Annotated in this window: 22 protein-coding genes and 4 pseudogenes; 17 read left to right on the top strand and 9 right to left on the bottom strand. The window is 70.3% G+C overall.

The features are described from left to right. Positions 1–42: 42 nt before the first annotated feature. Positions 43–1299 (bottom strand): MDR family MFS transporter, encoded by a 1257-nt coding sequence (locus ACFYOH_RS27820; RefSeq protein ID WP_388630776.1) that lies wholly within the window; start codon positions 1297–1299, stop codon positions 43–45. Positions 1300–1499: 200 nt separating this feature from the next. Here ACFYOH_RS27820 and ACFYOH_RS27815 point away from each other — a divergent pair, with 200 nt between their 5' ends. Then, complete coding sequence (locus ACFYOH_RS27815) at positions 1500–2261, top strand: phosphoglyceromutase (RefSeq protein ID WP_388630773.1); 762 nt, start codon at positions 1500–1502, stop codon at positions 2259–2261. Positions 2262–2339: 78 nt separating this feature from the next. On the opposite strand, the pseudogene ACFYOH_RS27810 reads toward ACFYOH_RS27815, so the two are convergent. Together ACFYOH_RS27810 and ACFYOH_RS27805 are read right to left on the bottom strand one after the other, a co-directional pair. Beyond that, positions 2340–2930 (bottom strand): annotated as a pseudogene (locus ACFYOH_RS27810) (tyrosine-type recombinase/integrase); the annotation flags it as partial. A gap of 166 nt (positions 2931–3096) precedes the next feature. After that, a pseudogene (locus tag ACFYOH_RS27805) lies at positions 3097–4472 on the bottom strand (IS1380 family transposase). Positions 4473–4718: 246 nt separating this feature from the next. On the opposite strand from ACFYOH_RS27805, the gene ACFYOH_RS27800 reads away from it, so the two are divergent. From ACFYOH_RS27800 to ACFYOH_RS27790, 3 genes and pseudogenes are all read left to right on the top strand, one after another. Next, complete coding sequence (locus tag ACFYOH_RS27800; protein WP_388630770.1) at positions 4719–5009, top strand: hypothetical protein; 291 nt, start codon at positions 4719–4721, stop codon at positions 5007–5009. A 573-nt stretch (positions 5010–5582) separates the two neighbouring features. Continuing rightward, positions 5583–6122: pseudogene (locus ACFYOH_RS27795) on the top strand (transcriptional regulator); the annotation flags it as partial. Positions 6123–6518: 396 nt separating this feature from the next. Then, positions 6519–6930: pseudogene (locus ACFYOH_RS27790) on the top strand (hypothetical protein). Here ACFYOH_RS27790 and ACFYOH_RS27785 read toward each other — a convergent pair. Continuing rightward, positions 6905–7339 carry a hypothetical protein gene (locus tag ACFYOH_RS27785; protein WP_388630767.1) on the bottom strand — a complete coding sequence of 145 codons (435 nt, stop codon included), beginning with the start codon at positions 7337–7339 and terminating at the stop codon, positions 6905–6907. The pseudogene ACFYOH_RS27790 and the gene ACFYOH_RS27785 overlap by 26 nt on opposite strands. 337 nt (positions 7340–7676) lie before the next feature. Between ACFYOH_RS27785 and ACFYOH_RS27780 the strand changes: the two genes are divergently transcribed. The 4 genes from ACFYOH_RS27780 (at position 7677) to ACFYOH_RS27765 (ending at position 11520) form a co-directional block, all read left to right on the top strand. Continuing rightward, positions 7677–9206 (top strand): hypothetical protein, encoded by a 1530-nt coding sequence (locus ACFYOH_RS27780; protein ID WP_388630765.1) that lies wholly within the window; start codon positions 7677–7679, stop codon positions 9204–9206. A gap of 354 nt (positions 9207–9560) precedes the next feature. Then, positions 9561–10421: a GAF and ANTAR domain-containing protein gene (locus ACFYOH_RS27775; protein ID WP_388630762.1), complete on the top strand. Its 861-nt coding sequence runs from the start codon at positions 9561–9563 to the stop codon at positions 10419–10421. Continuing rightward, positions 10421–11170 carry a GAF domain-containing protein gene (locus ACFYOH_RS27770; protein ID WP_388630759.1) on the top strand — a complete coding sequence of 250 codons (750 nt, stop codon included), beginning with the start codon at positions 10421–10423 and terminating at the stop codon, positions 11168–11170. The genes ACFYOH_RS27775 and ACFYOH_RS27770 overlap by 1 nt, the downstream gene beginning before the upstream one ends. After that, positions 11167–11520, top strand: coding sequence for a GAF domain-containing protein (locus ACFYOH_RS27765; RefSeq protein ID WP_388630756.1), 354 nt, complete (start codon positions 11167–11169; stop codon positions 11518–11520). The genes ACFYOH_RS27770 and ACFYOH_RS27765 overlap by 4 nt, the downstream gene beginning before the upstream one ends. Positions 11521–12695: 1175 nt before the next feature. On the opposite strand, the gene phoU is transcribed toward ACFYOH_RS27765, so the two are convergent. Further along, positions 12696–13385: a phosphate signaling complex protein PhoU gene (phoU, locus tag ACFYOH_RS27760; RefSeq protein WP_388630754.1), complete on the bottom strand. Its 690-nt coding sequence runs from the start codon at positions 13383–13385 to the stop codon at positions 12696–12698. 180 nt (positions 13386–13565) lie between these two features. Here phoU and ACFYOH_RS27755 point away from each other — a divergent pair, with 180 nt between their 5' ends. Further along, complete coding sequence (locus ACFYOH_RS27755; RefSeq protein ID WP_388630751.1) at positions 13566–14825, top strand: sensor histidine kinase; 1260 nt, start codon at positions 13566–13568, stop codon at positions 14823–14825. Further along, the gene (locus ACFYOH_RS27750; protein WP_362114769.1) at positions 14822–15502 is read left to right on the top strand and encodes a response regulator transcription factor; all 681 of its coding nucleotides are present in this window, start codon (positions 14822–14824) and stop codon (positions 15500–15502) included. The genes ACFYOH_RS27755 and ACFYOH_RS27750 overlap by 4 nt, the downstream gene beginning before the upstream one ends. Positions 15503–15612: 110 nt before the next feature. Here ACFYOH_RS27750 and ACFYOH_RS27745 read toward each other — a convergent pair whose 3' ends face one another. Next, the gene (locus tag ACFYOH_RS27745; RefSeq protein ID WP_388630748.1) at positions 15613–16290 is read right to left on the bottom strand and encodes a DUF461 domain-containing protein; all 678 of its coding nucleotides are present in this window, start codon (positions 16288–16290) and stop codon (positions 15613–15615) included. 627 nt (positions 16291–16917) lie between these two features. Here ACFYOH_RS27745 and ACFYOH_RS27740 point away from each other — a divergent pair. The 7 genes from ACFYOH_RS27740 to ACFYOH_RS27710 all read left to right on the top strand — a co-directional run bounded on the left by ACFYOH_RS27740 (position 16918) and on the right by ACFYOH_RS27710 (position 23816). Beyond that, positions 16918–17400, top strand: coding sequence for a CarD family transcriptional regulator (locus ACFYOH_RS27740; RefSeq protein WP_003953493.1), 483 nt, complete (start codon positions 16918–16920; stop codon positions 17398–17400). 325 nt (positions 17401–17725) lie between these two features. Beyond that, positions 17726–18478 carry a 2-C-methyl-D-erythritol 4-phosphate cytidylyltransferase gene (ispD, locus tag ACFYOH_RS27735; protein ID WP_388630745.1) on the top strand — a complete coding sequence of 251 codons (753 nt, stop codon included), beginning with the start codon at positions 17726–17728 and terminating at the stop codon, positions 18476–18478. Then, positions 18468–18986 (top strand): 2-C-methyl-D-erythritol 2,4-cyclodiphosphate synthase, encoded by a 519-nt coding sequence (gene ispF, locus ACFYOH_RS27730; RefSeq protein ID WP_388630742.1) that lies wholly within the window; start codon positions 18468–18470, stop codon positions 18984–18986. Before ispD ends, ispF begins: the two co-directional genes overlap by 11 nt. A gap of 77 nt (positions 18987–19063) precedes the next feature. Beyond that, on the top strand, positions 19064–19468 hold the full coding sequence (locus tag ACFYOH_RS27725) for a PPOX class F420-dependent oxidoreductase (protein ID WP_388630739.1): 405 nt from the start codon (positions 19064–19066) through the stop codon (positions 19466–19468). 45 nt (positions 19469–19513) lie between these two features. Further along, the gene (cysS, locus tag ACFYOH_RS27720; protein WP_388630736.1) at positions 19514–20914 is read left to right on the top strand and encodes a cysteine--tRNA ligase; all 1401 of its coding nucleotides are present in this window, start codon (positions 19514–19516) and stop codon (positions 20912–20914) included. A 91-nt stretch (positions 20915–21005) separates the two neighbouring features. Beyond that, the gene (gene rlmB / locus ACFYOH_RS27715) at positions 21006–21947 is read left to right on the top strand and encodes a 23S rRNA (guanosine(2251)-2'-O)-methyltransferase RlmB (RefSeq protein WP_388630733.1); all 942 of its coding nucleotides are present in this window, start codon (positions 21006–21008) and stop codon (positions 21945–21947) included. 153 nt (positions 21948–22100) lie between these two features. Next, on the top strand, positions 22101–23816 hold the full coding sequence (locus ACFYOH_RS27710) for a DoxX family membrane protein (RefSeq protein WP_388630730.1): 1716 nt from the start codon (positions 22101–22103) through the stop codon (positions 23814–23816). Between the two features lie 94 nt (positions 23817–23910). Here ACFYOH_RS27710 and ACFYOH_RS27705 read toward each other — a convergent pair whose 3' ends face one another. The 3 genes from ACFYOH_RS27705 to msiK form a co-directional block, all read right to left on the bottom strand. Further along, a complete protein-coding gene (locus ACFYOH_RS27705; protein WP_388630727.1) occupies positions 23911–24642 on the bottom strand; it encodes an NDP-sugar synthase in 732 nt (243 codons plus the stop codon). Between the two features lie 89 nt (positions 24643–24731). Further along, a complete protein-coding gene (locus tag ACFYOH_RS27700) occupies positions 24732–25193 on the bottom strand; it encodes a hypothetical protein (RefSeq protein WP_388630724.1) in 462 nt (153 codons plus the stop codon). Between the two features lie 227 nt (positions 25194–25420). Continuing rightward, a complete protein-coding gene (msiK, locus tag ACFYOH_RS27695) occupies positions 25421–26557 on the bottom strand; it encodes a diacetylchitobiose ABC transporter ATP-binding protein MsiK (RefSeq protein WP_388630721.1) in 1137 nt (378 codons plus the stop codon). Positions 26558–26728: the final 171 nt, after the last annotated feature.

Here is a 26728-nt window from a genome sequence, read left to right as displayed (position 1 = left end):
TTCCCGGCAAGGGGCCCGGTCGTGCGCGGGACGTTCCGTCCCTCAGGCGGCGCTGACCTCCGGCTCGGCGTCGTCCGTCCTCGGGGCCGCCACCGCCGGGCTCTCCTTCGGCAGTCCCCGCATGAGCACCCCGTACCCCAGCCCGGCGACCGTCCCCACCGCCGCGCACATGCCCCACAGCCACTCCGCGCCCAGCCGGTCGATGACCGCGCCGGACATCAGCGGGGCGACCAGCGCGGCGACCGACCAGGACAGCGTGTACACGCCCTGGTAGCGGCCGCGCCCGTGCACCGGGGACAGCCGGACCACGAGTCCGGTCTGGGTCGGCGCGTTGACGATCTCCGCGAGGGTCCAGACGCACACGGTGACCATGAAGACGCCGACCGAGCCGGCGAACGCGGTGAGCCCGAAGCCGTAACCGGCGAGCAGCGACGAGACGATCAGCAGGGTGCGCGGATCGCGGTGCTCGATGAACCGGGTGACCGGGATCTGCAGGGCGACGATCAGGATGCCGTTGACGGCGATGGCGACGCCGTAGTCGGCGGGCGAGAACCCGGCCCGCCCCATGGCCACCGGCAGCCCCACCGACCCTTGCTGGAAGATGAGGGCGACCAGGAAGGACAGCCCTACGACGGCCATGTACCGCCCGTCCCGCAGCACGGTCCCGAGGCTGACGGCGCCGTCCTTCTCCTTCACCTGTGCCGTCGGCCGGGACTCGGGCACCTTGAGGAAGACGACGAGCGCGCAGGCCAGGGTCATCCCCGCCTCGATGAGGAAGCCCGCGAGATAGCTGAACTCGGCGATGAACCCGGCGGCCATGGAGGAGACGGCGAACCCGAGGTTGATCGCCCAGTAGTTGAGGGAGAAGGCCCGCACCCGGTCCTCGGGCCGGACGATGTCGGCCATCATCGCCTGTACGGCGGGCCGGGAGGCGTTGGAGGCCATGCCGACGAGGAAGGCGACGCCGGCGATGGCGACGGGACCCGTCATGAAGCCGAGCACCGCGACGGAGACGGCCGTGGCCGACTGGGCGATGAGCAGCGTCGGCCGCCTGCCGAGCCGGTCGGCCATGACCCCGCCCCCCAGTGAGGAGACGACCCCGCCCAGCCCGTGCAGAGAGGCGACGAGACCGGCGTAGGAGGCGGAGTAGCCGCGGTCGAGGGTGAGGTAGAGGGCCATGAAGGTGGCCACGAACGCGCCGAGCCGGTTGACGAGGGTGCTGGTCCACAGCCACCAGAACTCACGAGGGAGCCCGGAGACGGACTCCCGGGCGGCACGCCGGAAACGGGCGGCGGACATGACAAGACCCCCCACGGATCGAAGGACGCCCCGGTGGGGGCGCGGCAAGCGGTACTGGGCGCAGCGGTAAGCGGCTTAAGCGGTAGGCACAACTTACATAAGGGCTCTGTCGTGAGCCACTCGATTAACGGATGCCGTCAACAGTCCACCCACTGACCGGGCCGGGCATGTGCGCGAAGCGGTGGATTACGCTCTGTCCCATGGCCGACGCACCGTACAAGCTGATCCTCCTCCGCCACGGCGAGAGCGAGTGGAACGCGAAGAACCTGTTCACCGGCTGGGTGGACGTCAACCTGAACGAGAAGGGCGAGAAGGAGGCAGTCCGCGGTGGCGAGCTCCTGAAGGACGCCGACCTCCTGCCCGACGTGGTCCACACGTCCCTCCAGAAGCGCGCGATCCGCACGGCCCAGCTGGCCCTCGAGGCCGCGGACCGCCACTGGATCCCGGTCCACCGCAGCTGGCGCTTGAACGAGCGCCACTACGGCGCCCTGCAGGGCAAGGACAAGGCGGCCACGCTGGCCGAGTTCGGCGAGGAACAGTTCATGCTCTGGCGCCGCTCCTACGACACCCCGCCGCCGCCGCTCGCGGACGACTCGGAGTTCTCCCAGTTCGACGACCCGCGCTACGCCACGCTCCCGCCGGAGCTGCGCCCGAAGACGGAGTGCCTGAAGGACGTCGTCCACCGGATGCTTCCGTACTGGTTCGACGACATCGTCCCCGACCTCCTGACCGGCCGCACGGTCCTGGTCGCGGCCCACGGCAACTCGCTGCGCGCCCTGGTCAAGCACCTGGACGGCATCTCCGACGCCGACATCGCGGGCCTGAACATCCCGACGGGCATCCCCCTCGTCTACGAACTCGACTCCGACTTCAAGCCACTCACCCCCGGCGGCAGGTACCTCGACCCCGAGGCGGCCGCGGCGGCGATCGAGGCGGTCAAGAACCAGGGCAAGAAGAAGTAGGTTTGGTGATCATGCCCCTGACCTGCGCGGGAAGCGCAGATCAGGGGCGTTTTCACGCTTCGGAACCTCTCTGGAACCTCACCCCTTGGGATCTTGGGGCCGGAGCGCCCTGCCGAGAGCCTTCCGGGCCCGTTCCTGACTGCTCGGCATGAGGTGCGCGTACACCTTGACCGTCAGGCCTGGGTCCGAGTGCCCCGCGGTACTCCGCTAGGGCTTTGATGCTCTCCCCGGCATCCAGGAGCACGGACGCGTAGAAGTGCCTCAGGGCGTGCATGCCGTGCTCGCGGGCAGCGGCGTGCTCGCGGCTCTTGGCCTTCGGGATGACGCCCGCCTTGGCGAGCGAGGGCTTCCAGCGGTCTTCATTTAGCGACGTACGCCAGACGTGCCCGCCGTTGGCCCCGTGAAGATGAGCCGCCGGGCAACCGGCTGGCCGTTCGCTCGCATCCACGGGAGTTTGATCTCCACGGGCGGGAACCGCTTGATGTGCTCTTTGAGCGCGTCGGCCACCGGTTCGGGCAGCGGTACGTCACGGAGCTTGCCGCCCTTCGGGGGAGCGAACACGGCTTTGCTCAGGCTCAGCTTGAGTTGCTGCACCACGTGCAGGGTGCCGGTCTCGAAGTCGATGTCATCGACAGACAGCCCGAGGATTTCGCCTTGCCTTAGCCTCGATCTTGCATGAGGGTCCGTCAGCTTGCTGACGGACCCTTCGTGGTGGGTGTTGGTCGGGGTTTTCGGAGTGTGAGCAGGCTGATGGCCCGGTTGTCGCGTCGGGTGGGCGCCGGGTTCCACTGCTCCGGTCGGGGTGGTGCTGCTCGCAGGGGCGGGAAGACGCTGGTCAGCCGAGGTCCGGGAGGGCGTGGAGTCGTTCCAGCGCTTCAGTGATCACGTCTGTCCAGGGCCAGTGCTTGGCCAGGCGGAGGATGCGGCGGCGGCCGGTGGTGATGAGCTGGGCGGCGGTGGAGAACAGTCGAAGCCGCAGGCGGTGGGGCTCCCACAGGCGGGCCTTGCTGGTCAGGGCGAGCAGGGGCATCCAGGCCAGCAGGTCGAGGGCGGTCTGGACGATCTCCAGCCAGATCTGGTTCTGCGCGGCCTCGTGGAGGGGGAGGTTGCGCAGGCCGGTGGCGCGGGCGGCGCGGATGCGGTCCTCGGCGCGGGCCCGCTGGCGGTGGCGCAGTTCGAGGGTGGCGATCGTCTCGCCGGCCGTGTTGGTGGCGAAGCAGGTAAGGCGCATGCCGTCGGCGTCGGTGAAGCGCAACTGGGCACCGGCGTGCGGCCGTTCCTTGCGCACGATCAGCCGTAGTCCCTTCGGCCGGCCCGACAGGCAGTCACCGGCGAGTTCGGCGACCCAGGCGCCGTCGCGGATCTCGCCGTCGGCTTCCACGGCGGGTGTCCATGCCGCGGCCGGGACCTTCAGGACGGCCTGGTGGATGGCATCGGTGATGGTCATGCCGACCGAGTACGACAGCCACCTTCCCCGCTGGGCCAGCCAGGCGACGAACTCGTGGGTGCCACCGCCGGAGTCGGTACGGATCAGCGTCTGCCGCCCCGTCGTAGCCGTTTCGGCAGCTGGGCCAGGGCCAGCTTGGTGGCCTCGATGTGGTCGGCTGCGGTGTTGGAGCCCGCATTGCCGGGCCGCAGCAGGCCCAGGACCGGCTCGCCCGTTCCGCCCCGGCCATGGTCGACGAACCCAATCAGCGGGTGGTGTCCGAATGTCTTCTTCCAGGTCGCGGCGGCGCCCTGCTTCTCGGAGTGCGCCAGGACGAGGACCCCGTCGATATCCACGATCACCTGACCGCCCGCGTCCGGCGCCGCCTGGCCGGCCAACCGCCATACGTGTTGGCGCACTTCAGCACGGGTGGAACGCAACGCGGTCAGGACCCGCTGTCCGCCCGACGCCAGCGTGCTGATCAGCCGGGAGACCGTGGGGTCGGAGGCCACCGGACCGAACACGGCCGGCTCGGCCCGCAACATGCCCACATCGGCCAGGCAGTCCCCTCCCAGCGCCACGGCGAGCGCCACATCCAGCAGGATCTTGCCCGGATCATGCACCGCCCGCGGCTTGCGCCACGGCGCCAACGCCGCAGATATCGCCTGATCCAGGCCGGTCTTGCGAACCGTCTCAACCAGCAGCACACCGCCGGCCTGCGAGACCACCCCGCGACCACCGCCTTCGGTACGGACATGCGGGTAGGACCCGATACGCTTCTTCACCTGGAGAGTGCTTCTTTCACGCGACGACCTGGACCCTAGACAAGTCCCATCGTTGCAGGTCAGGAGCACTCTCCGCGTTTCTGATCAACTACTGGACGCCCTGCCGCGTGAAAGCGCGAGGTTAGGCCGAAAGAGCGGAGGGCGTCACTCCCCTCGCCAGCGTGACTGTATGGAGTCATCTGCATGCATAAAGTGATAGGCGCTGGGAGTCGAGTGGCGGCTTCCGCTTGAGCAGGGGAGAATGACATGCCATCCATTGCCCGGACCCTTGGGGCGGTCGGTGTCGGTGCCGTGCTTGCGCTCGGCGTCACACAGTCCGCGTCGGCAGCGCAAGGACAGCTGATCATCGGCAGCACGACGTACAACAACCCCAGCGGCTGCTACCTGGTGGGGAGCCTTCCGACTCAGGTGCAGAATCACAGCACTAGCATCGCGTACATCTTCAGCACCAACAATTGCACGGGGTTCGTGATTCAGACTCTGACGCCCGGCACGAGCGCCCCCGACTACTACGGATACAGCGTGTACGTGGGGTAGGCCCCGCCTGCTCGCCGTGAACCGCCCGACGCTGGCCTCCACCAGCAGCACGGCCCCGGCCTGGGAGACCACCGAAGTGCCGCCGCCCTCGATGCCGACACGCGGGTGGGACCCGATACGCTTCTTCATCTGGAAAGTGCTTCTCTCCTCGCAGCCAACAGGACCCTCAGTAAGTCCTATCGTTGCAGGTCAGGAGCACTTCTCGCGTCTGTGATCATGCCTCGGGCGGCCCACCTCGTGAAAGCCCGAGGCTAGCGTCCTGGTCAGAGACGGTGCAGGCCGCTAGCGAGACCTCTAGCGGTAGAGGGTCCGGCCTCTAGTGCTAGAGGCCATGAGGGACCCTGGAGTCGGGGATCTGTCTGGAACCTCCGAGGTCAGCCACCAACGACAGACAACGACCATCAACGACCGCCCGACCGCAGGTCAGTTGAGATGACCACCCCGCCGACCAGCCCCAAAACCGGGGCGGTCGAAACCCAGGGCAAGAAGAAGTAATCGCCCACGAGTAAGCCCCCTGCCCGCGGTTTCTTCCGTGAGTAGGGGGCTTGGTGCTGCGTGGCCATCGGCCTCGAGATCGGTCAACGCCTCGTCGCTGCTGGACACGACGTGATCGCGCAGGTCGATCAGTCACGAGAAGCGCTCGCCGTCGCCGGACAGCTGCACCTCGACGGCTCCGTCATCGCCGCACGCGCCGAGGAGAAGTCAGCCGTCGAAGAGCACATCGGCGAGGCTCACCGGATCGCACAGCGCATCGGGGACGCCTCCGATGTGCACTGGCTCAGCTTCGGACCGACCAATGTCGCTCTGCACAAAATGTCCGCCGCTGTCGAGATGTGCCGGTACGACGACGCTCTGAAGCAGGCCCGGAACATCAAACTGCCTTCTCAGCTGCCCACGTCCCGCCGCGCCCACTTCCTGGTCGACCAGGCCCGCACCCAGATGGAGACCGGGCACACCGACGCCGCACTGAAGTCGCTCGTCGAAGCCCGCCGCCTGGCCCCCGAGCAGACCCGCTACCACCCCGCCGCCCGGGAGACGATCACCGGCCTGGTGCACCTGTCCCGTCGCACGCCGGAGACGCTCAACCGCATGGCGGCGTGGGTGGGCCTGTAGACGCGCTCTCAGCGCTCACAGTGTGAAGGCGACGAGGCGAGGTGCGCCCCAGCGGCCGCGCGAACGACCCCGGGGCCGGCCAACGCTGCGAAGGAGCGTCGACATGACGAACGCTACATGCCCCGCATGCCCCTCCCCAGGCGATCCGACAGCCGCCAAGATGACGATCAGGGTGTACCGGGTGAACCGAGACGGCACCGTAACCCAGAAGTGCGGCACGGTGAGTGTCCTGCCCATCAAAGGGTCGCCACCGTTCACGTCTGCCTTCCCACCGTGCGAGTGCCCGAGCTGCCGGGCCGGAGAGGCGGCCGCCCGGTGACTCATGGCCCGGAGAGCAACACCCCGCCCGCCGGCATCTCGACGATGCGAAGGACCGCTTCGGCTGGACGGCCACCCATGCCGACGAAGGCAGCACGATGCGGCTACTGGTGCGAGTGCTGGACCGAGGATCTGACCGAGCAGTGGCAACCGGCACTGCTGGCATCGTTTGACGCCTACTCGGCACCCCAGGCGGACCGGTGGGTAGCAGTCATACTCCGCACGGTCTCGCCAGCTCTGGACGCGCACGCTTCGGACGAGGCGTGGGAGTGGCTGTACGAGGGTCGCATCGAGACACGACGAGCCCCGCTGCGGGCACAGCCATGCACGGTGTCGGTGACCCACGCCAGTACACGGATCACGTGGACGATCCGACCGGTGCTCTTCCTGTGCGTACCGCCAGGCCCCGCCGTGTGTATACGCCTCCAAGCCCTACCGACGGCTGACGAATCCAGTACGTGACGTCAACATGGCACTCGCCCAACGGTGAACCCCTCACCGTCCTGGAACTCGATCAACACCGCACTGTCGACGAGGTAGACCCAGCACTCAAGGCAACATGCCACTACCGCGTCGGCATGCACTGCCGCAAGACCGGCCTCCAGGGCGATCGAGGGCACACCGAGGTTGCCCCAGAACACAACTGCCAGTTCATCCGGGCCGGCCAGCTCACGCAGCAGCTTCCGCAGCTCCCCACCGTCGAACGCGGGAGAGCTCTGAAGGACTTCAGCACCACGCCAGTACAGCCGAGTTGATCCCATAGAGCCGAAGCGACTCAAACTCAGCGCAGCAAACGCCCGGTCCTCGTCGTACGACAGAGTCATGGCGGCATCGCCGAAAAGACCCAGAAGCGCCGCGATGGCGTCGGGCTGTGTCCCGTAGCTGACCTTGGCGCCCAACGCACTCTGGTTGCACCGTTCTGACATCCACGAGTGACATCAACGACAGCGGACGGCGGCGACAACCAGCACCCGTGTGCGGCCCCGGTGCACGAGGCGAGCCGCCGCCACGCCGAGTGGACTGGCGCCCGGGTCGACGAGTAGCACGTCGTTCGGTACGTCGTCGCAGATCAATGTGTAGTACTTGCCCGCCATCCCCGTGCCCCTCCCGTTTCGGACGATTATCAGCTCAGGTGGGCGCGGATCCCCGTGCAGGGCTCTGTGCGGGGCCGGTGGTGGAGGCGTGGCCCCCGTGCGCTACCGTGGCTCGCTTTTGTCGCGAACCTAGGGGGGTTTGATGCGGCGAACCGCAGCAGCGGCGAGTGTCGTCACCGTGCTCGTCCCGCTTCTCCTGGCCGGCACCTCAATGGCGTCGGCCGCAGGCAATGGGACACTCACCGTCACGACGTTGGACCGGAGCGGCAAGCCGGTTCACGCCCAGGTGGCGGTCTACAACACCAAGACGAACGACTTCCGTTACATCGACAGCAACAAGGCGACGTCGCTGCCCAACGGCAGCTACGAGCTCGCCACGTCCATCGCGGACGCCGGTGACGAGCGCGCCACCGTCGGCGGTCACAGTGTGACGGTCTCCGGGTCCACCAAGACCACGTTCGACGCCCGGCAGGGCCGCGCGGTCAACGTCTCGCTCAGCCCGAACCCGGGCAGCGGATACGACCACACGGTCAGCGCGTACGTCTGCACCTCCGACAACGGACCCGCCACCATGGGCGCGTCCGCGGACGCGGGTGACCTGTATGTGCTCCCGTCGAGCAGCAAGGCGTACGAGCTGGCCTACGGCACCACGTACCAGCCGCGGTCGGCGACCGGCGGGGACTTCTGGGTGGCGTCCGCCAGGCACGCGGGCGGCGTGCCGTCCGGGGTCTCCGCGACGCTGAAGCAGTCCGCGCTGACCGCCCTCAAGGTGTCCGCCCGTTCGGGCCCCGACAGCGGAACGGCGTTCTTCTCGTTCAACTACTCGTCGTCGAGCGGCGACTCCTGCTCGTGGGGCCCGAACTCGCTCCAGTTCCAGCGTGACCTGCCCAACTCCTTCACCGCCCACCTCCCGGCCGGCCAATGGCAGGTGGGCCAGCAGGCCAACGACCTCATCTTCGACGGGTTCCACGGCTACGCGGCCGGCAAGACGACCGCACTGACCCTCGGCCACGCCGTCTGGGGACCCAGCGGGCGGCTGCCGAACACCTGGTACCACCAGCTGTACTTCGGGTCCATCAACCTGTTCGCCGACCCGACCCTGCCCGAGGGCGGGACGCTGGCCAGCGGCTCGGTGAAGCTGACCCACGCGGGCAAGACGCTCTACTCGCACAACTTCACCCCGTCGGGCGAGATCGACGCGCACCCGAAGATCCCTGGTGCCGGCTGGTACACGCTCACCGAAACCGGCCGGCGCAACCTGCCGTCGGGTTCGCTGTCGACCACCGTCGGCCTCAGCCTGCACTTCTACGCGGACCCCAGCAAGAACCAGCAGATCCGGGACTACATCACCCGGTTCTGGCCCGATGCGCTGAACTCCAGGAACCAGGCGGCCCCCGGGTCGACCACGACCGTCGTGCTGGGCATGCAGCGCAACGGCACGGACGACAGCACGGTGCAGCAGCTGTCGGACAGCGTGCAGTCGGTCAAGGCCTGGTACACCAACGACGACGGCGCCACCTGGCACGCCACCGCCGCGAAGCTGTCCGGCGGCAAGTGGACCATCGCCGTCCACAACCCGGCCTCCGGCCGCGTCGGCCTGCGCTCGACGGTCACCGACACCCACGGCGACAGCTCGACGACGACGGTGTACAACGCGTACGCCGTGAGCTGAGGCCACCGGAGCCGCCGTTCGGACGGCCACCGGAGCCGCCGTTCGGACGGCCACCGGAGCCGCCGTTCGGACGGCCGCCGGAGCCGCCGTTCGGACGGCCGCCGGACCGCCGTGGAGACGGCCACCGCACCCGCCGTCGAGACACTGGCGGTCCGCCCGAGGGATCCCGGGCGGGCCGCCGGGGCCCGGGTGCCGTTCTCGGTCCACTCGGGCACGGCCGCCCGGACGGCGAAACGCCACGTTAGTTTCCTCAGGCTGGGAACTCGGGCGGGGAGTGGTCGGTCCGGGGGTGTCGGACGGAATACTGGTGGATCATGTCTGCTGACGGTGCGCCGCGCGACGGGGGTGATGACCATGCCGCCCGGGCAGCCTGGAGAGCCGACCGGCTGGGTGCCGCCGGAGGGACAGGCACGGCTGCGGGTCAGTGAGACGTTGGCCGCCGCAGCGAGGGGCGCCGACCACCCGCAGGCGGTACCGGGCGCGCTGTGCCAGGCGTGCGTACGGCTGCTGCCCGTCAGCGGTTCCTCGGTGTCGATCTCCGGCGGCAAGGGCGTACGCGTCACCTGGTGCGCCAGCGACCGGGTTGCCGCGCGGCTCGCCGAGCTGCAGTACACCGTGGGGGACGGGCCCTGCCAGACCGCGCTCGAACAGGGCGCCCCCGTCGTCGCCGCCGACCTTGCCGGCGGCCCCGACGCCCGCCGCTGGCCGATCTTCGCGCACGAGGCCATGGCCCTCGGTGTCCGCGCCGTCTTCTCGCTGCCACTCGGTGTCAGCGGCGCCGCGATCGGCACCCTCGACCTGTACAGCGACAGCGCCGGCGGGCTCACCGGACAGGACATGCGGACCGCGCTGTGGGTCCGCGACGCCGTCACCTACGCGCTGATGAGCCTCCAGGCGGCCGGGCACGACAGCACCGAGGAAGACACGGAGGACGAGGCAGCGTCCTGGGTGGCGGCCTCCGAGGCCGACCACACCGAGGTCTACCAGGCGGTCGGCATGGTGATGGTGCAGCTGGACCTGGACCCCGAGCAGGCCCTGGACCGGCTGCGGGCCCGCGCGTACGTCGAGGGCCGTACGGTCAGCCAGCTGGCCCGCGAGGTCCTGGCCCGCCGGCTCCGCTTCCGCAAGGAGCCGGACGACGGCGGTGACCGCAGGCACTACGCCGGCGAGGACGGGCGTGACGGCGGGGACGACGGAAGGGACGGTGAACGGTGATGGGCCGTGAACGGCAGCTCGCCGAGGCGCTCGTCGGGCTGGCCGACTCCCTGGCCGACGACATCGACCCGGTGGTGCTGGTCGAGCGCCTGGCACGCAACTGCGTCGACATCACCGGAGTCGACATCACCGGAGCGGACGCGGTCGGCATCATGGTCGTCTCCGGCCGCGGTGATCTGCGCACCCTGGCGGTCACCGAGGAAGACGCGGGCGCGCTGGAGTTCTTCCAGCTCCAGGCCGACGAGGGCCCTTGTCTGGAGAGCTTCCGCGAGGACCGCCGTATCGACGTCCCGGACCTGGAGCACAGCGACGACCGCTGGCCGCAGGTCGCCGCCTTCGCCGTACGGCGCGGGTACCACTCCCTGCACGCACTGCCCCTGCGCGTGCACCGGCAGACCGTCGGCGCCGTCAACCTCCTGCTGCGCCGGCCGGGCGGGCTGCCCGCGCTGGACCTGGAGCTGGCCCAGGCGCTCGCCGACGTCACGGCCGTCGCGCTGGTCAACTGGCGCCCGGAGCGGCTGCGGCCGACCGACGTCAGCAACCGCGTCCAGGCCGCCCTCGCCGCCAAGGCCGCCGTCGACATGGCCACCGGGATGCTCGCCGAGACCGGTGAACTCTCCCTGGCCGAGGCTCGCGCGGCCCTGCGCGGCTACGCCGACGGCCACCGCCGCCGCCTGGTGGACACCGCGCACGCCCTGGTCCGGCGGGCCCTGTCCCCGGACGCCGTCCTCGCCGCCGGGACAGGGTGATCGACGACACCACCACCGCGTGCGGGCACGCCGCGCGCAAACGCGAACGGGTCGTCGTCGAGGACGTCGCCACCGCGCCGGACTTCGACGAGACCTCCCGGGCCGTGCTGCTAGCCGCCCACAGCTGTTCGCTGCAGTGCACCCCTATCCCGGGCCTGGCCGGGCGGCCGCAGGGCATGTTCTCCACCCACCACGATCAGCCCGGGCACGCGTACACCGGGGCCGAACTCGGTGCGCTGGACCGGGTCGCCCGGGAGGCGGGGGCGTGGCTGGACTGGTACCGGACGACCACGCTCCGGGCCGCGCTGGAGGATCTGGACCGGCGGGCGCAGGGCGATGAGACTGATTAAGGCTCAGTAAGGCTCATGGGAAGGGCCGGTGCGAATCGGGCGCACACCGGCCCTACGACGTCGTACCGCCCTCAGCCGCACTGGCAGGGGCCGCCGGACTGGCACCCGCAACCGCAACCCGAGCCGCAACCGCACGCGCCGATCAGCGCAAGGTTCCTGGTCTCGGCGGGCTGGTCGGTCTCGCGCTCCTGCGTGGGGTCGGGCGTGGTGCTGGGGGATTCGGCCATGGGTCCCTCCTAGAAGCTGGGGCAGGGATGCCCTCGCCTATTCCATGCCCGCTCCTCCAGGCGCATCAACGGCGCACAGAGGCGCCCCAGCGCTCCAACCCCCTTCACCAAGCAGCACCGAACACCCTGGCCCGCACCCGGCTGGCGCCGGCAGAGTGATCCGATCCTCACCGGCCGGGTACCGGCGAGCGGTCCGGTCCCCACCCGCTGAGCGTCGGGCGAGGGACCGGGTCCCCACCCGGCGAGCGTCGGCGAGCGGTCCGGTCCCCACCCGTTGAGCGACGGCGAGCGATCCGGCCCCCACCCGGCGAGCGTCGGCGAGTGCTCGATCCCGCCCGGCGTCGGCGTCGGAGCAGCCTCGGCAGCCGTAGCCCCGCGAATCTCCCGGCCCTGGGCTGCAGTCCCGCGAAGCTCTCCGCTCCCGGTGGGCGCCGTCGAGGGACCCGGCCCCGCCCGGCAGGTGTCGCCGGAGGACCCGGTTCCACTCCACGAGCGTCGGCGAGCGCCCGGTCCCGCCCGGCGTCGGTGTTGGAGCAGCCCTCGGCAGCCGTAGCCCCGCGAATCTCCCCGCTCCAGGCCGCAGCCTCGGGCCGGAAGACCTCCGAGGCCCCGTCCGCCCGGGGCCGAAGGGCGTCGAGCGCCCCGATCCCGCTCGGCACCAGTGCCGGGGCAGCCCCGGAAGTCGAGGCTCCGTGACGCTCCCCGCCCCAGGCCGCAGCCTCGGGTCGCAAGCCCTTCCAGGCTCTGTCCGCCCGGGGCCGAAGGGCGTCGAGCGCCCCGATCCCGCCCGGCACCAGTGCCGGGGCAGCCCCGGAAGTCGAGGCTCGGCGACGCTCCCCGGCCCGGCTGCGGCCCCGCGAGCCCCCGACCCACAGAACCCCCGCGAGCCCCCGCCCCGGGCCGTAGCCCAGCAGAGCTCGCCCAACGCCGGCCGAACCCCCGGAGGGGCTACGCGCCCTCGACCCCCGTGACCGGCTGGATGTCCGGCTGGAGTTCGTCCGCGTGTTCGCCCGTGACCAGGTAGACGACGCGCTTGGCGACGGCCACGGCGTGGTCGGCGTAGCGCTCGTAGTAACGGCCGAGGAGGGTGACGTCCACCGCCGTCTCGATGCCGTGCTTCCAGCGCTCGTCGATCAGGTGCTGGAACAGGGTGCGGTGCAGCAGGTCCATCTCGTCGTCGTCATGCTCCAGTTGCAGCGCCAGGTCGACGTCCTTGGTGATGATCACCTCGGCCGCCTTCGCCATCAGGCGCTGCGCGAGCTGGCCCATCTCCAGGATCGTGGCGTGCAGGTCCTGCGGCACCGCGCGCTCGGGGAAGCGCAGCCGGGCCAGCTTCGCCACGTGCTGCGCGAGGTCGCCGGACCGCTCCAGGTCGGCGGACATGCGCAGCGAGGTGACGACGATCCGCAGGTCGGTGGCCACCGGCTGCTGCCGGGCGAGCAGGGCTATGGCCCGGGCCTCCAGGTCGTGCTGGAGCTCGTCGACCTTCTGGTCGGCCTCGATCACGCTCTCGGCCAGCTTCAGGTCGGAGTCGAGGATGGCGGTCGTGGCGCGCCCGATCGCCGACCCGACCAGCCGGGCCATCTCCACCAGACCGTCGCCGATCGAGTCAAGTTCCTCGTGGTACGCGTCCCGCATCAGGGTTCCCTCTCATAGGTGTGCTTGGTCCCCACGCTCCCACGTTCTGACCCGCACGCGTCCGTTTCCGCCACCCCAAATGAACCAATCCTGGCCCCAAGGTGAACTCTGGGCGACGAGTGTCCGAGGTCGCACCTCGACGGCTGTAGTCATGTCGTAGGGCCTGCTTAACCTGGATGCATGGACGTGAACGCGGCGGTCGCCGCAGCGGCAGCGATCGCCGGAGTGCTCACCGGCGTCATCGCCATGCTGGCGTTCCGCTGGAGCGAACGCGACCAGAAGCGACCGACCAGGACTTCTTTGCACACCGATCCCGTACTCCCGCCCGGCGTGGACACCGTGCTGTCCGTGCTCCGCTCCTCGGCCGTCGTCCTCGACGAGGCCGACGCCGTGGTCAAGGCAAGCTCCGCCGCCTACGCCCTCGGGCTGGTCCGCGGCGGCAAGCTCGCCGTGGAACCCATGCTCCAGATGACCAGGGACACGAGACGCGACGGCGAGATACGGCAGGTCGAGCTGGACCTGCCCCGGCGCGGCACCGGACGCGGCGAGGCCCTCGCCGTCTCCGCGCGCGTGGCCCCGCTCGGCTCCCGACTGGTCCTGCTGCTGGTCGAGGACCTGACCGAGGCCCGGAGGATCGAGGCCGTACGGCGCGACTTCGTGGCCAATGTGAGCCATGAGCTGAAGACGCCCGTCGGCGCCCTCTCCCTCCTGTCCGAGGCGGTCATGGACGCCTCGGACGACCCCGAGGCCGTACAGCGCTTCGCGGGCCGTATGCAGATCGAGGCGACCCGCCTGACCAACCTGGTCCAGGAGCTGATCGACCTCTCCCGGGTGCAGAACGACGACCCGCTGGAGGACGCCGAGCCCGTCCGCGTGGACGAGCTGGTCGCCGAGGCGATCGACCGCTGCCGCCACCAGGCCGGCACCAAGCAGATCACCATGGCCGCGGGAGGCACCGCCGACCTGCACGTCTGGGGCAACCGCGGCCAGCTGGCCGCCGCCCTGGGCAACCTCGTCGAGAACGCCGTGAACTACTCCCCGGCCCGCACCCGCGTCGGCATAGCCGCCCGCCGGGTCAGCGCACCCGGCGGCGACATGATCGAGCTCGCCGTGACGGACCAGGGCATCGGCATCTCGGACAAGGACAAGGAGCGCATCTTCGAGCGCTTCTACCGCGTCGACCCGGCCCGCTCGCGGGCCACCGGAGGCACCGGTCTGGGTCTCGCGATCGTCAAGCACGTGGTCGCCTCGCACGGCGGGGAGGTCACGGTGTGGAGCGCCGAAGGCCAGGGCTCCACATTCACCCTCAGGCTGCCGGAGGCGGGTGCGGCCCGCGACCGTGCACAACAGCACCCCGACCTCGACGAAGAAGACGAGGACGGCGGCGCCCCCGACTCATCCCCGTACGAACCGCTTCCCGCCCCGGAGGTCCTTCCGTGACCCGAGTGCTCGTCGTCGAGGACGAGGAGTCCTTCTCCGACGCCCTGTCGTACATGCTCCGCAAGGAGGGCTTCGAGGTCGCCATCGCGGCCACCGGCCCCGACGGACTCGACGAGTTCGAGCGCAACGGCGCCGACCTCGTCCTCCTCGACCTGATGCTGCCGGGGCTGCCCGGCACGGAGGTGTGCCGCCAGCTGCGCGGCCGCTCCAACGTCCCCGTGATCATGGTGACGGCCAAGGACAGCGAGATCGACAAGGTCGTCGGCCTGGAAATAGGAGCCGACGACTACGTCACCAAGCCCTTCTCCTCGCGCGAGCTGGTCGCCCGCATCCGTGCCGTCCTGCGCCGCCGCGGCGAGCCGGAGGAGGTCGCCCCGGCCGCGCTGGAGGCGGGCCCGGTCCGCATGGACGTCGACCGCCACGTGGTGACGGTCGCCGGCTCCAAGGTCGACCTCCCGCTGAAGGAGTTCGACCTGCTGGAGATGCTCCTGCGCAACGCAGGCCGTGTGCTCACCCGCATGCAGCTCATCGACCGCGTCTGGGGCGCCGACTACGTGGGCGACACCAAGACGCTCGACGTCCACGTCAAGCGCCTGCGCGCCAAGATCGAACCGGACCCGGGTGCGCCGCGTTACCTGGTGACGGTCCGGGGCCTGGGCTACAAGTTCGAGCCGTAAACCGCGGTACGAGCCGTGTGCCGGGTACGTCGGCCGCACCGGCTCCACGACGAAGGGCGGCACCCCGCTGTGGGGTGCCGCCCTCGTGCGTACGGCTGCTCAGTGGTTGCTCACTGGCCGGTGGCCGACTGCGAGGCGGAGTCGCTCGGGGCCGTGGTCGCGCCGCCGCTCGCGGTCGCCGACGCGGTGGCCTTGCCCTTGCCGTGCTTGCCCGGCTTCGCGCTGCCGGAGGCCGTGGCGCCCGGCGCCCCGGAGACCGTCGCCGAGGCGGACGGGATCTGGCTCGGACCCCACTTGTCGAAGTAGCCGGCGGCCGGCACCACGAAGGCGCGCAGGCTCACGGCACCGGTCGTGCTGAAGGTGAAGGTGATCGTCTGGGCGTTGCCGTCCTGGACCGCGGCGCGGCCGCTGGGCAGCTCGGCGGAGGCGTTGCCCGGGCCGCCGAGGATCAGGGAGCCGTGCGCCGGGACGGTCAGGCTGCCGCCCTTGGCCGGGGTCAGCTTCACGGTCTCGGTGCTGCCCGCGACGGCGATCGACTGCAGGGTCTCGTCCGTGCTGCCCTGGTTGAACAGGGTCGCGGAGACCACGGCCGGGCCCGTCGACTTCAGGTCGGGCTGGGTGATGACCGTCGCGTTCTGGACCTTGATGTTGCCGACCGTGGTGGCCGCGTTGTCCGGCTTGATCCCGAGGGTCTGGGAGTCGTTGCCGGCACCACACGCGGCGAGCGAGGCGATCGAGAAGGCGATGGCGGAGGCGGCGAGGGCGCCGCGTCGAAGGCTGCTGCTCACGGCGGCGGCAACTCCTTGAACGCGCGGGCGGCTCCCCTTATAAAGCCACCCTAAGTGTCTGTCAGCGGCCTTAGGTTACCGAGCCGTTCCGGAGCCGCCGCACCCGACCCTCCCCAAGCAGTGTGCTTGCCTCCGGCTGGGGGTACCGCGAACCCTCGTCACTGTGGTCACAGGCGACTCTCCCGTCACTTTGCCGGGCGCTCGTCCGCCATTCACATAACCGCTCGCAAAATTTCCGTGAAGGAATGCGTGCTCGCCCTCGGCCACCCCTTCGACGACTGTCTCGATATTGATCACGCGGCACCGCCCGGACAGCCGTTGATCAATTCCGGAATCGGCCCGGATCGGCCCACGGGCACCGAACGGAGTAGCGGAAGTCGTACGCTTGGAAGCGGACAAACCGGGACGTTCATCCACTTGGAGACGGCTCCCGAAGTGTGTAACGTACGCGTTTCACCTCGCCCGAAGAGCCCCTCCGACCTGCGAATTCCCGCTCCGCGAGGCCCCTCGCAGCACGTTCCTGTCGCAGTTGTCAAGCCCCGAGATATGCCCTGACCTGCGAAAACGCCATTCAGAAGACGCCGTATCCGTGTTACCCTGGATAGCCACGGAAGGGGTACCTGTCACATGACGTTCAAGGTTGGCGACACCGTGGTCTATCCCCATCACGGGGCCGCGCTGATCGAGGCCATCGAAACTCGCCAGATCAAAGGCGTGGACAAGACCTACTTGGTGCTGAAGGTCGCCCAGGGTGACCTGACGGTACGTGTGCCAGCGGACAATGCTGAGTTCGTGGGCGTGCGTGATGTGGTCGGTCAGGACGGGCTGGACCGGGTCTTCGAGGTGCTGCGCGCGCCGTACGCCGAGGAGCCCACGAACTGGTCGCGTCGTTACAAGGCAAACCTGGAGAAGCTCGCCTCCGGCGATGTCATCAAGGTCGCGGAAGTCGTGCGTGACCTGTGGCGTCGTGAGCGCGAGCGAGGGCTCTCCGCCGGTGAGAAGCGCATGCTCGCCAAGGCCCGCCAGATCCTGGTGAGCGAGCTGGCTCTCGCGGAGAACACGAACGAGGACAAGGCCGAGGCCCTGCTCGACGAGGTACTCGCCTCCTGACGCGCCACGGCGGCGAACCTTCGCTTCCGCCACGCTCAGCACAGTGAAATGCCGCGGTGCCCGATGACACTGACCATGTCGCCGGGCGCTGCGGCATGTTCGTCCCCGGAAAATGCCGCGAACCTTCAGCGCGGCTTCGGCAGCCGGAAACGGGGCGTCGAAACGCCCGCCGTACACCTCAGGGAATGCCCCCGATACTTGATGTGCCGGGCCCGGGCAGATGGCTCGACCAGGGTCACGGAAAGGGTCCGGTCAAGGCGTCGCGCCCGGCACTCCTCCAGGCCATACCCACCTAGGTCGAGCACACAAACCTTGACAGGAACCGATGTCTGACGAATCGCGCCCTTCGCCCGCGCAGACCCCCGTCGCCGCCGTGATTCCCGCCGCCGGCCGGGGCGTACGCCTCGGCCCGGGCGCCCCCAAGGCGCTCCGCGCGCTGAACGGCACGCCCATGCTCATCCACGCGGTCCGCGCGCTCGCCGCCTCCCGCCACGTCTCTCTGGTGATCGTCGTGGCCCCGCCGGACGGCGCCGCCGAGGTCAAGTCCCTGCTCGACGCGCACGCCCTGCCCGACCGCACCGACTTCCTGGTCGTCCCCGGCGGCGACACCCGCCAGGAATCGGTCAGGCTCGGCCTCGACGCGCTTCCCCCCGAGTACGGCATCGTCCTCGTCCACGACGCGGCCCGCCCGCTCGTCCCGGTCGACACGGTCGACGGCGTCATCGAGGCGGTACGCGCGGGCGCCCCCGCCGTCGTCCCCGCGCTCCCGCTGGCCGACACCGTCAAGGAGGTCGAGCCCGCCACCGAGGCCGGCGAGCCGGAGCCCGTCGTCGCCACGCCGGAGCGCGCCCGCCTGCGCGCCGTCCAAACGCCCCAGGGCTTCGACCGGGCGACCCTGATCCACGCCCACGAGACGGTCACCGACAACGTCACCGACGACGCGAGCATGGTCGAGCAGCTGGGCCTGACGGTCGTCGCCGTCCCCGGGCACGAGGAGGCCTTCAAGGTCACCCGGCCCCTCGATCTGGTCCTCGCCGAGGCGGTCCTGGCCCGCAGGAGGCTGAACGATGGCTTCTGAAGCACCGGATTTCCGGCTGCCGCCCGGTGGCGTCTTGCCGCAGGTCGGCATCGGCACCGACATCCACGCCTTCGAGGAGGGCCGCGAGCTGTGGTGCGCGGGCCTGAAGTGGGAGGGCGAGGGGGCGGGCCTCGCCGGGCACTCGGACGCGGACGTCGTCGCCCATGCCGCCTGCAACGCCCTCTTCTCCGCCGCCGGCCTCGGTGACCTGGGACAGCACTTCGGCACCGGCCGCCCCGAGTGGTCCGGCGCCTCGGGCGTGACCCTCCTGACGGAGGCCGCCCGGATCGTCCGCGAGGCCGGTTTCGCCGTGGGGAACATCGCCGTCCAGGTGGTCGGCCCCCGCCCGAAGATCGGCAAGCGCCGGGACGAGGCCCAGAAGATCCTCTCCGAGGCGGCCGGCGCGCCCGTCTCCGTCTCCGGAGCCACGACGGACGGCCTCGGTTTCCCGGGCCGCGAGGAGGGGCTGATGGCGATCGCCACGGCACTGGTGGTCCGTACAGGCTGAAGTTGTTGCTCGTGATGCGCGTGTGCGCAGAGCGTGCGAGGGTACCCGGAGAGTCACCGCTGACCTGGGAGGTACCCATGCCCGCCACCCTGCCCGACCGGCTCAAGTCCCTGCTCGACGGTCCCGTGTTCGTCGTCGTCGGCACGATCCAGCCGGACGGCCGCCCCCAGATGTCCCCGGTGTGGGTGAAGCGGGACGGTGACCAGATCCTGTTCTCCACCACCGTCGACCGCCGCAAGAAGAAGAACCTCGACCGCGACCCCCGGGTGAGCGTCGTCGTCCAGGACCCCGAGATGCCGTACGCCTACGGCGAGATCCGGGGCACCGCGGAGCTCACCACGCAGGGCGCCAAGGACCTGATCGACGAACTGTCCATGAAGTACACCGGCAAGAAGTACGCGGAGTTCAACCCGGCCTCCGCCGACGACGCCGACCGTGTGATCGTGAGGATCACGCCGGAGAAGGTCGTGGGCATGTTCTGAGGCATGCGGCACTGGGCACCACCCCGCGCCCACTACCCTGGAGTGGTGACTATTCGCCTGTACGACACCAGCGCCCGGCAGATCCGTGACTTCATCCCGCTCAAGCCGGGCTGTGTCTCGATCTACCTGTGTGGCGCCACTGTGCAGGCGGCACCGCACATCGGGCACATCCGGTCGGGCCTCAACTTCGACATCATGCGCCGTTGGTTCACCTACCGCGGCTATGAGGTGACCTTCGTCAGGAACGTCACGGACATCGACGACAAGATCATCGCGAAGGCTCGTGAGCAGGGCCGGCCCTGGTGGTCGATCGGGTACGAGAACGAGCGGGCCTTCGACGAGGGCTACACCGCGCTGGGCTGCCTGCCGCCGACCTACGAGCCGCGCGCCACCGGCCACATCACCGAGATGGTCGAGATGATGCAGCGCCTCATCGACCGCGGGCACGCCTATGCCGCCGACGGCAACGTGTACTTCGACGTGCGGTCCTTCCCGCAGTACCTGGAGCTGTCCCGGCAGGAGCTGGACAACTTGCTCCAGCCGTCCGGCGAGGGGGAGACCGGCAAGCGGGATGCGCGTGACTTCGCCATGTGGAAGGCGGCGAAGCCGGGTGAGCCGACCTGGCCGACCCCGTGGGGTGAGGGCCGCCCCGGCTGGCACCTGGAGTGCTCGGCCATGGCGCACAAGTACCTGGGTACCGCCTTCGACATCCACGGCGGCGGCCTCGACCTGATCTTCCCGCACCATGAGAACGAGATCGCCCAGGCCAGGGCATACGGCGACGACTTCGCGCAGTACTGGGTGCACAACGCCTGGGTCACGATGGCCGGCGACAAGATGTCCAAGTCGCTCGGCAACAGCGTGCTGGTGAGCGAGATGGTCAGGCAGTGGCGGCCCGTCGTGCTCCGCTATTACCTGGGCACCCCGCACTACCGCTCGATGATCGAGTACAGCGAGGAGTCGCTGCGCGAGGCCGAGTCGGCGTTCGCGCGGATCGAGGGTTTCGTGCAGCGTGTGACCGAGCTCGCCGGGAAGAGCGTGGAGCCGGCCGCCGAGGTCCCGCCCGCCTTCGCCGAGGCGATGGACGACGACCTGGGCGTGCCGCAGGCCCTCGCCGTCGTGCACACCACGGTCCGGCAGGGCAACAGCGCGCTGGCCGCCGATGACAAGGACGCCGCCGTCGCCCGCCTCGCCGAGGTACGGGCCATGCTCGGCGTCCTCGGCCTCGACCCGCTCGACGAGCGGTGGGCGGGGGAGTCCGACCGGGGCGAAGACCTGCACGGCGTGGTGGACAGCCTTGTCCGCCTGGTCCTCGACCAGCGCGAGTCCGCCCGTGCCCGCAAGGACTGGGCCACCGCCGACGCCATCCGCGACCAGCTGAACCAGTCGGGCCTGGTCATCGAGGACAGCCCCCAGGGCCCGCGCTGGACCCTCGGGTCCCGGTAGGCCCCGACCCTTGATCGATTGTGCCGCCCGGCCCCCCGGGCGGCACACTGCATAGACGTACGCACACTTTTCCGCAGAGAACAGGTAGGTCATGGCCGCGAACAACCGCCGCATGTCCGGCAAGAAGGGCGCGCAGGTCGGCAGCGGCGGCAAGCGGCGCCGGGGCCTGGAGGGCAAGGGTCCGACCCCGCCCGCCGAGATGCGCAAGGGCCACGCCAAGCAGCGCGCCGCCGCGACCAAGGCCCGCCGTGCCCAGGGCCGCACGCCGCAGCGCCGGGGCGGCGGCAAGTCGGCCTCCGAGCTGGTCGTGGGCCGTAACCCGGTGGTCGAGGCGCTGCGCGAGGGCGTGCCCGCCTCCACCCTCTACGTCCAGCAGTTCATCGACAACGACGAGCGCGTCCGCGAGGCCCTCCAGCTCGCCGCCGAGCGCGGCGGCATCAACCTGATGGAGGCCCCGCGCCCCGAGCTGGACCGGATGACGAACGGCCTCAACCACCAGGGCCTGGTCCTGCAGGTCCCGCCGTACGAGTACGCGCACCCCGAGGACCTCACCGAAGCCGCCTACGACGAGGGCGAGGATCCGCTGATCGTCGCCCTGGACGGCGTCACCGACCCGCGCAACCTCGGCGCGGTCGTGCGCTCCGTCTCCGCCTTCGGCGGCCACGGCGTGGTCGTGCCCGAGCGCCGCTCGGCCGGCATGACCGCCGGCGCCTGGAAGACCTCCGCCGGCACGGCCGCCCGTACCCCGGTCGCCCGCGCCACCAACCTCACCCGGGCCCTGGAGGCGTACAAGAAGGCCGGCATCACGGTCGTGGGCCTGGCGGCGGACGGCGAGGTCGAACTCGGCGATCTGGCGGCCCTGGACGGCCCGGTCGTCATCGTCGTCGGCAGTGAGGGCAAGGGCCTGTCCCGCCTGGTCGGCGAGACCTGCGACTTCCGGGTCCGCATCCCGATGCCGGGCGGCGCGGAGTCGCTGAACGCCGGTGTGGCGGCGGGCATCGTGCTGTATGAGGCGGCGCGCAGGCGCAGCTGACGGGACGGCACACCGACGGGGCTGAACACCCGTCCGGAATTTCACCCTTGCGGGGTAATTCTGGGGTCCATGTGGCCTTCGATGCTGCTTTGACGGGGTCCGGACACATCCGCCCGGTCAAAGCAGTGTCCTAACTCCACGTCACTCGGTTAGATGAGTGTGGACACCAGAACACCCCGCACTCCCACGGGGGGACGCTCGTCGGGATTCCAGTCCGGGCTCGACGACGCTCCCGCGCTGAGCATGGTGAAGGTGCCGAGCGATCCGGCGCAGGTCATCGTCAATCACGCCAGCTTCCGCGTGCAGCTGGGCGGATCGGCGAAGCGCAGCAAATCCGCGCGGATCGCCCGGCATCCGAGCGTCGCCCAGGACACCGCCTGGATGCCCGTCATGGGCACCGCGGGCCGGGCGGGCGCCGCCGCCGGCCGCCGCCGCCCCGTCGTGTGGAGCGGCAGGTCCGCCCCCGACGACACCGGCGCCCACCGGCTCCTCCAGGCCGTGCGGGGCAGCAGCGTCCGCCACACCGACGAGCCCGAGCCCGGCGCCACCCGGGTCATCCCACGCGTCGGGACCGGTTACGCCGACGCCTACGACGACCTGGGGCAGACGGTCGCGACCCCGGTCGTCGGCCATCAGCGCACGGCCCCCGACGCCGCCGACGGCACCCGCCTGCTGCCCCACATGCGCACGGTCGGCGGCGCCTACGACGAACCCCCCTACCCGGGCGCCGCCTTCGAGCCGTACGAGAGCCACGACGGCTACGAAGGCCATGGCGACTACGACGACTACGCACACCTCTCCGATCCCGACGCCCCGCGCCGCGCCCGCCGCCACGGAGAAGACCCGGCCCGGCACGCCTACTACCCCGGCCGCCGGATGAACCTGGGCGTCGTCCTCCTCCCGCTCCGCATCTTCCTGGGCTTCATCTCCATCTACGCCGGCATGGGCAAGCTGTGCGACCCCGTCTACTTCGACGGCGGAAAGCGCGGCTCGATGGTCAAGTGGCTCAACACCCTGCACCCCTGGGACGTCGCCGAGCCGCTGCGCCAGTTCGCGCTGCACCACCCGGTCGGCTCCGGACTGGTCATCGCCTTCCTCCAGGTGGTCGTCGGCGTCCTGACCGTCCTCGGCTGCTGGCAGCGCGTCGCCGCGGTCGTGGGGGCCCTGCTGTCCGCGGCCCTGATCGTCACCGTCAGCTGGAAGACGGTCCCCGCCTACGACGCCCCCGACATCATCTATCTGGCCGCCTGGTCCCCGCTGATCATCGCCGGTGCCCCCGTCTACTCCGTGGACGGCCGCCTCGCCGCCGGCGCCTGGCGCCGCCTCGGCCCCCGCGCCGACATCTGGGACCTGCGCCGCTACGTCCTGCGCCGCGGCGCCCTGATCACGGTCATCACCGTCGGCGTCACCCTGCTCGTCGGCTCCCTGCTCGGCGGCGCCGTACGCGACTCCAGCCGCGTCATCGTCCCGGGCCCGGGCGATGCCCCCCGCAACAACCTCCCGGGCTCCCCGCTGCCCCAGCAGTCCGGCCAGCGGCACAAGAAGAACCCGGCGGCCTCCACCTCGCCCTCGGGCGGCGCCACGGCCGGCGCGAGCCCCTCCGGCGCGGCCACGACCCCGGGTGCCACCCGCAGCGCCGGCGGTACGACCACGACCCCCAGCCAGACCCAGGGCACCTCGGGCCAGATTCCGCCCCGCCAGTCCTCCCCGACGGGCGGCGCCCCGAGCACGACGGCCGGCCCGACCAGCTCCGGCGGCTCGTCCAGTTCCGGCGGCTCGTCCGGCTCCGGCGGCTCCGGCGGCTCCGGCGGCTCGGGCGGCTCTTCGTCCAGCGGCCAGCCGGGCTTGGTGGGCGGTCTGCTCGGCTAGCTCGACCCAGCGAGCGGAAGGCCCCGTACCGCGAAAGGTACGGGGCCTTCTGACGTGGGGAGGGCACAACCCCGGCTACCGAGCGGCCCCCGGGCTACCGCCCCAGCGCGGCAAGCTCCTTGGCCGCCTCCGTCAGATCCTTGGCCGTGTCGATGGCCCGCCAGTACGCCCCCTGCGGAATGGGGAACCCGGCGAGTTTCCGCTCACGGGCCAGCCCGGGGAACGTGGTGCGCTCGTGATCCCCGCGCTCCGGCAGCAGCGGGGCGAACTCGGGGGAGAAGACGTACACGCCCGCGTTGATCTCGAACGTCGACGGCGGCGCCTCGATGAAGTCGGTGATGTGCCCGAACCCGTCGGTCTTCACCGCGCCCCAGGGGATCCGCGGCCGAGCGAGGGCGAGTGTCGCGACGGCGTCCCGCTCGGTGTGGAAGTCGGCCATGTCCCGCAGGGAGAAGCGGGTCCAGATGTCGCCGTTGGTGGCGTACCAGGGCCGGTCGGGGCGCGGGAGACGCGCGGCGGCGTACTTGAGGCCGCCGCCACGGCCGAGGGGCTCGGTCTCCACGACGGTGGTGACGGAGAGCGGCAGGTCGGCGGAGTCCAGCCACTTCTGCAGGACGTCGGCGAGGTGGCCGCAGGAGACCACCACGTCGGTCACGCCTTCCTCGGCGAGCCAGGTCAGCTGATGGCCGATGATCGGAGTGCCCGTGCCGGGGATCTCGACCATCGGCTTGGGCCGGTCGTCGGTGTAGGGGCGCAGCCGGGAGCCCTGGCCACCGGCCAGGATCACGGCCTGAGTGGGGCGCGACGCGGCGTTGGGATGGGTCATGACCGCACTGTACGTGGCGCGCCCCTGGGGCCGACCGACGGCGGCGCGCTCCTTGAGGAGCCGTCGCCGACGTCCCGGCGCACCCGGCGTCAGCTGTGCGCGGCGAGCACGCCCGAGGCGAACGCCGTGTCGCACACGGGGCGGGCGTAGGACTGGGCGCGCGGGGCGCCGTAGATGCGCACCGCGGCCTGGCCCAGCGCACGGGCGATGGCGGAGCAGTGCCGGGCCAGTGCGGGGTGTCCGTTGACGGCCTGCTGGAGGTGGGTGAGGACGACCCCGGGGTTCTTGTCCTGCAGTTCGCTCATCAGCTGGTCGCGGAGCACGTCCTGCGGGGCGCGGGAGACCGTCCTGGTGGAGACCTCGGCCGAGGAGATGTCCGAGGCGGCCAGCACCGAGCCGGAGGGGCTTCCCGTCCAGTTGACCCGGGTGACCGCGAGGGTCCCGGAGAGCACCAGGACGACGGGCAGGACGAGGGCGAGAGTGCGGCCGATCCGGCGGGCAGGGCCGCCCCGGTGGCCGCGTCGCGTCTGTGGGGTGGTGGAGTGCTTCACGCGTGTGAGGGTAGCGTGGCGTAATGATTTGGCGACATTGAGTCACCCCTTCGGGGGATGGAATGTCGCCATTTTCTGGGTAGGGGGTTGACGGGCCTCGCCCGAAATGATGGCTGTGCCGGGGTATATCCGGCCGCGCGAACGGCACGAAAGGGGCCCTGCGGCAGTCCGCAGGGCCTCTTTCGTCAACTTCGCGCAAACGCGCAGCTCACTCGGCGTGCACGTGCTCAGTCGGAGAGACGCTCACCCGTGGACGTCGAGAACACGTGGATCTCGCCCGGCCGCGGCACGACGTGCAGCGTGGAGCCCTTCTCCGGCACCTGGCGGCCGTTGACGCGGACGACCAGGTCCTTGACCTCGCCGCCGACCTCGGCGGTGCCGTAGACGTAGCCGTCGGCGCCGAGCTCCTCGACGACGTTCACGGAGACGGCGAGACCGGCCGGCGCGTCGGCGCTGTCCTTCGTCAGGGAGGCGGCCGCACCGCCGCCCAGCTCGACCACGTCGAAGTGCTCGGGCCGGACACCGACCGTCACCGTGCGGTCACCCTTGTCGCCGGCGGCCTTCAGCGCCTCCCGGTTGACCGGGACGACACTGTTGCCGAACTTCACGCCGCCGTCGGTGATCGGGACCTCGACCAGGTTCATGGCCGGGGAGCCGATGAAGCCGGCGACGAAGAGGTTCGCGGGCTTGTCGTACATGTTCCGCGGCGAGTCGACCTGCTGCAGGAGGCCGTCCTTGAGCACGGCCACCCGGTCGCCCATCGTCATGGCCTCGACCTGGTCGTGGGTGACGTAGACGGTGGTGATGCCGAGGCGGCGCTGCAGCGACGCGATCTGCGTACGGGTCGAGACACGGAGCTTGGCGTCCAGGTTGGACAGCGGCTCGTCCATGAGGAACACCTGCGGCTCACGCACGATGGCGCGGCCCATGGCGACACGCTGGCGCTGACCGCCGGAGAGCGCCTTCGGCTTGCGGTCCAGGTACTCGGTGAGGTCGAGGATCTTCGCGGCCTCCTCGACCTTCTGCCGGATCTCCGCCTTGTTGACGCCCGCGATCTTGAGTGCGAAGCCCATGTTGTCGGCGACCGTCATGTGCGGGTAGAGGGCGTAGTTCTGGAACACCATGGCGATGTCCCGGTCCTTGGGCGGCAGGTGGGTGACGTCGCGGTCACCGATGCGGATGGCGCCGCCGTTGACGTCCTCCAGGCCCGCGAGCATCCGCAGCGAGGTGGACTTTCCGCAACCCGACGGGCCGACCAGGACGAGGAACTCGCCGTCCTCGATCGCGATGTCGAGACCGTCGACGGCGGGCTTGGTGGAACCCGGGTAGATCCGGGTCGCCTTGTCGAACGTGACAGTGGCCATGGTGATGGGCCCCCTTCTACCGGCAGGAACGTGCCGGACGATCCGTTGTAGGAAGGTGGTTGGTGTAGTCCACACGAGTGAACTGGCTCAGGACGGTACCTGGCGTTCACGTGGTCTGTCAGTACCTCGACGACTGTGAACTTCGCGGAAATTCTCGACGGGACCCGCCGT

It is taken from the genome of Streptomyces sp. NPDC007856, from assembly GCF_042868225.1.
In the GTDB taxonomy this organism is placed as follows: Bacteria; Actinomycetota; Actinomycetes; order Streptomycetales; family Streptomycetaceae; genus Streptomyces.
The sequence above is the reverse complement of the archived record's forward strand: the minus strand, read 5'-3'. Positions and strand labels throughout refer to the sequence as shown.

Coding starts and splice junctions, on each gene's coding strand:
- ACFYOH_RS27820 (WP_388630776.1), bottom strand. CDS start 1,299: ATGTCCGCCGCCCGTTTCCGGCGTGCCGCCCGGGAGTCCGTCTCCGGG.
- rlmB (WP_388630733.1), top strand. CDS start 21,006: ATGGCCGCGAACAACCGCCGCATGTCCGGCAAGAAGGGCGCGCAGGTC.
- ACFYOH_RS27755 (WP_388630751.1), top strand. CDS start 13,566: ATGGACGTGAACGCGGCGGTCGCCGCAGCGGCAGCGATCGCCGGAGTG.
- ACFYOH_RS27710 (WP_388630730.1), top strand. CDS start 22,101: ATGAGTGTGGACACCAGAACACCCCGCACTCCCACGGGGGGACGCTCG.
- phoU (WP_388630754.1), bottom strand. CDS start 13,385: ATGCGGGACGCGTACCACGAGGAACTTGACTCGATCGGCGACGGTCTG.
- ACFYOH_RS27770 (WP_388630759.1), top strand. CDS start 10,421: ATGGGCCGTGAACGGCAGCTCGCCGAGGCGCTCGTCGGGCTGGCCGAC.
- ACFYOH_RS27815 (WP_388630773.1), top strand. CDS start 1,500: ATGGCCGACGCACCGTACAAGCTGATCCTCCTCCGCCACGGCGAGAGC.
- ACFYOH_RS27800 (WP_388630770.1), top strand. CDS start 4,719: ATGCCATCCATTGCCCGGACCCTTGGGGCGGTCGGTGTCGGTGCCGTG.
- ACFYOH_RS27705 (WP_388630727.1), bottom strand. CDS start 24,642: ATGACCCATCCCAACGCCGCGTCGCGCCCCACTCAGGCCGTGATCCTG.
- ACFYOH_RS27780 (WP_388630765.1), top strand. CDS start 7,677: ATGCGGCGAACCGCAGCAGCGGCGAGTGTCGTCACCGTGCTCGTCCCG.
- msiK (WP_388630721.1), bottom strand. CDS start 26,557: ATGGCCACTGTCACGTTCGACAAGGCGACCCGGATCTACCCGGGTTCC.
- ACFYOH_RS27740 (WP_003953493.1), top strand. CDS start 16,918: ATGACGTTCAAGGTTGGCGACACCGTGGTCTATCCCCATCACGGGGCC.
- ACFYOH_RS27775 (WP_388630762.1), top strand. CDS start 9,561: ATGCCGCCCGGGCAGCCTGGAGAGCCGACCGGCTGGGTGCCGCCGGAG.
- ACFYOH_RS27725 (WP_388630739.1), top strand. CDS start 19,064: ATGCCCGCCACCCTGCCCGACCGGCTCAAGTCCCTGCTCGACGGTCCC.
- ispD (WP_388630745.1), top strand. CDS start 17,726: ATGTCTGACGAATCGCGCCCTTCGCCCGCGCAGACCCCCGTCGCCGCC.
- ispF (WP_388630742.1), top strand. CDS start 18,468: ATGGCTTCTGAAGCACCGGATTTCCGGCTGCCGCCCGGTGGCGTCTTG.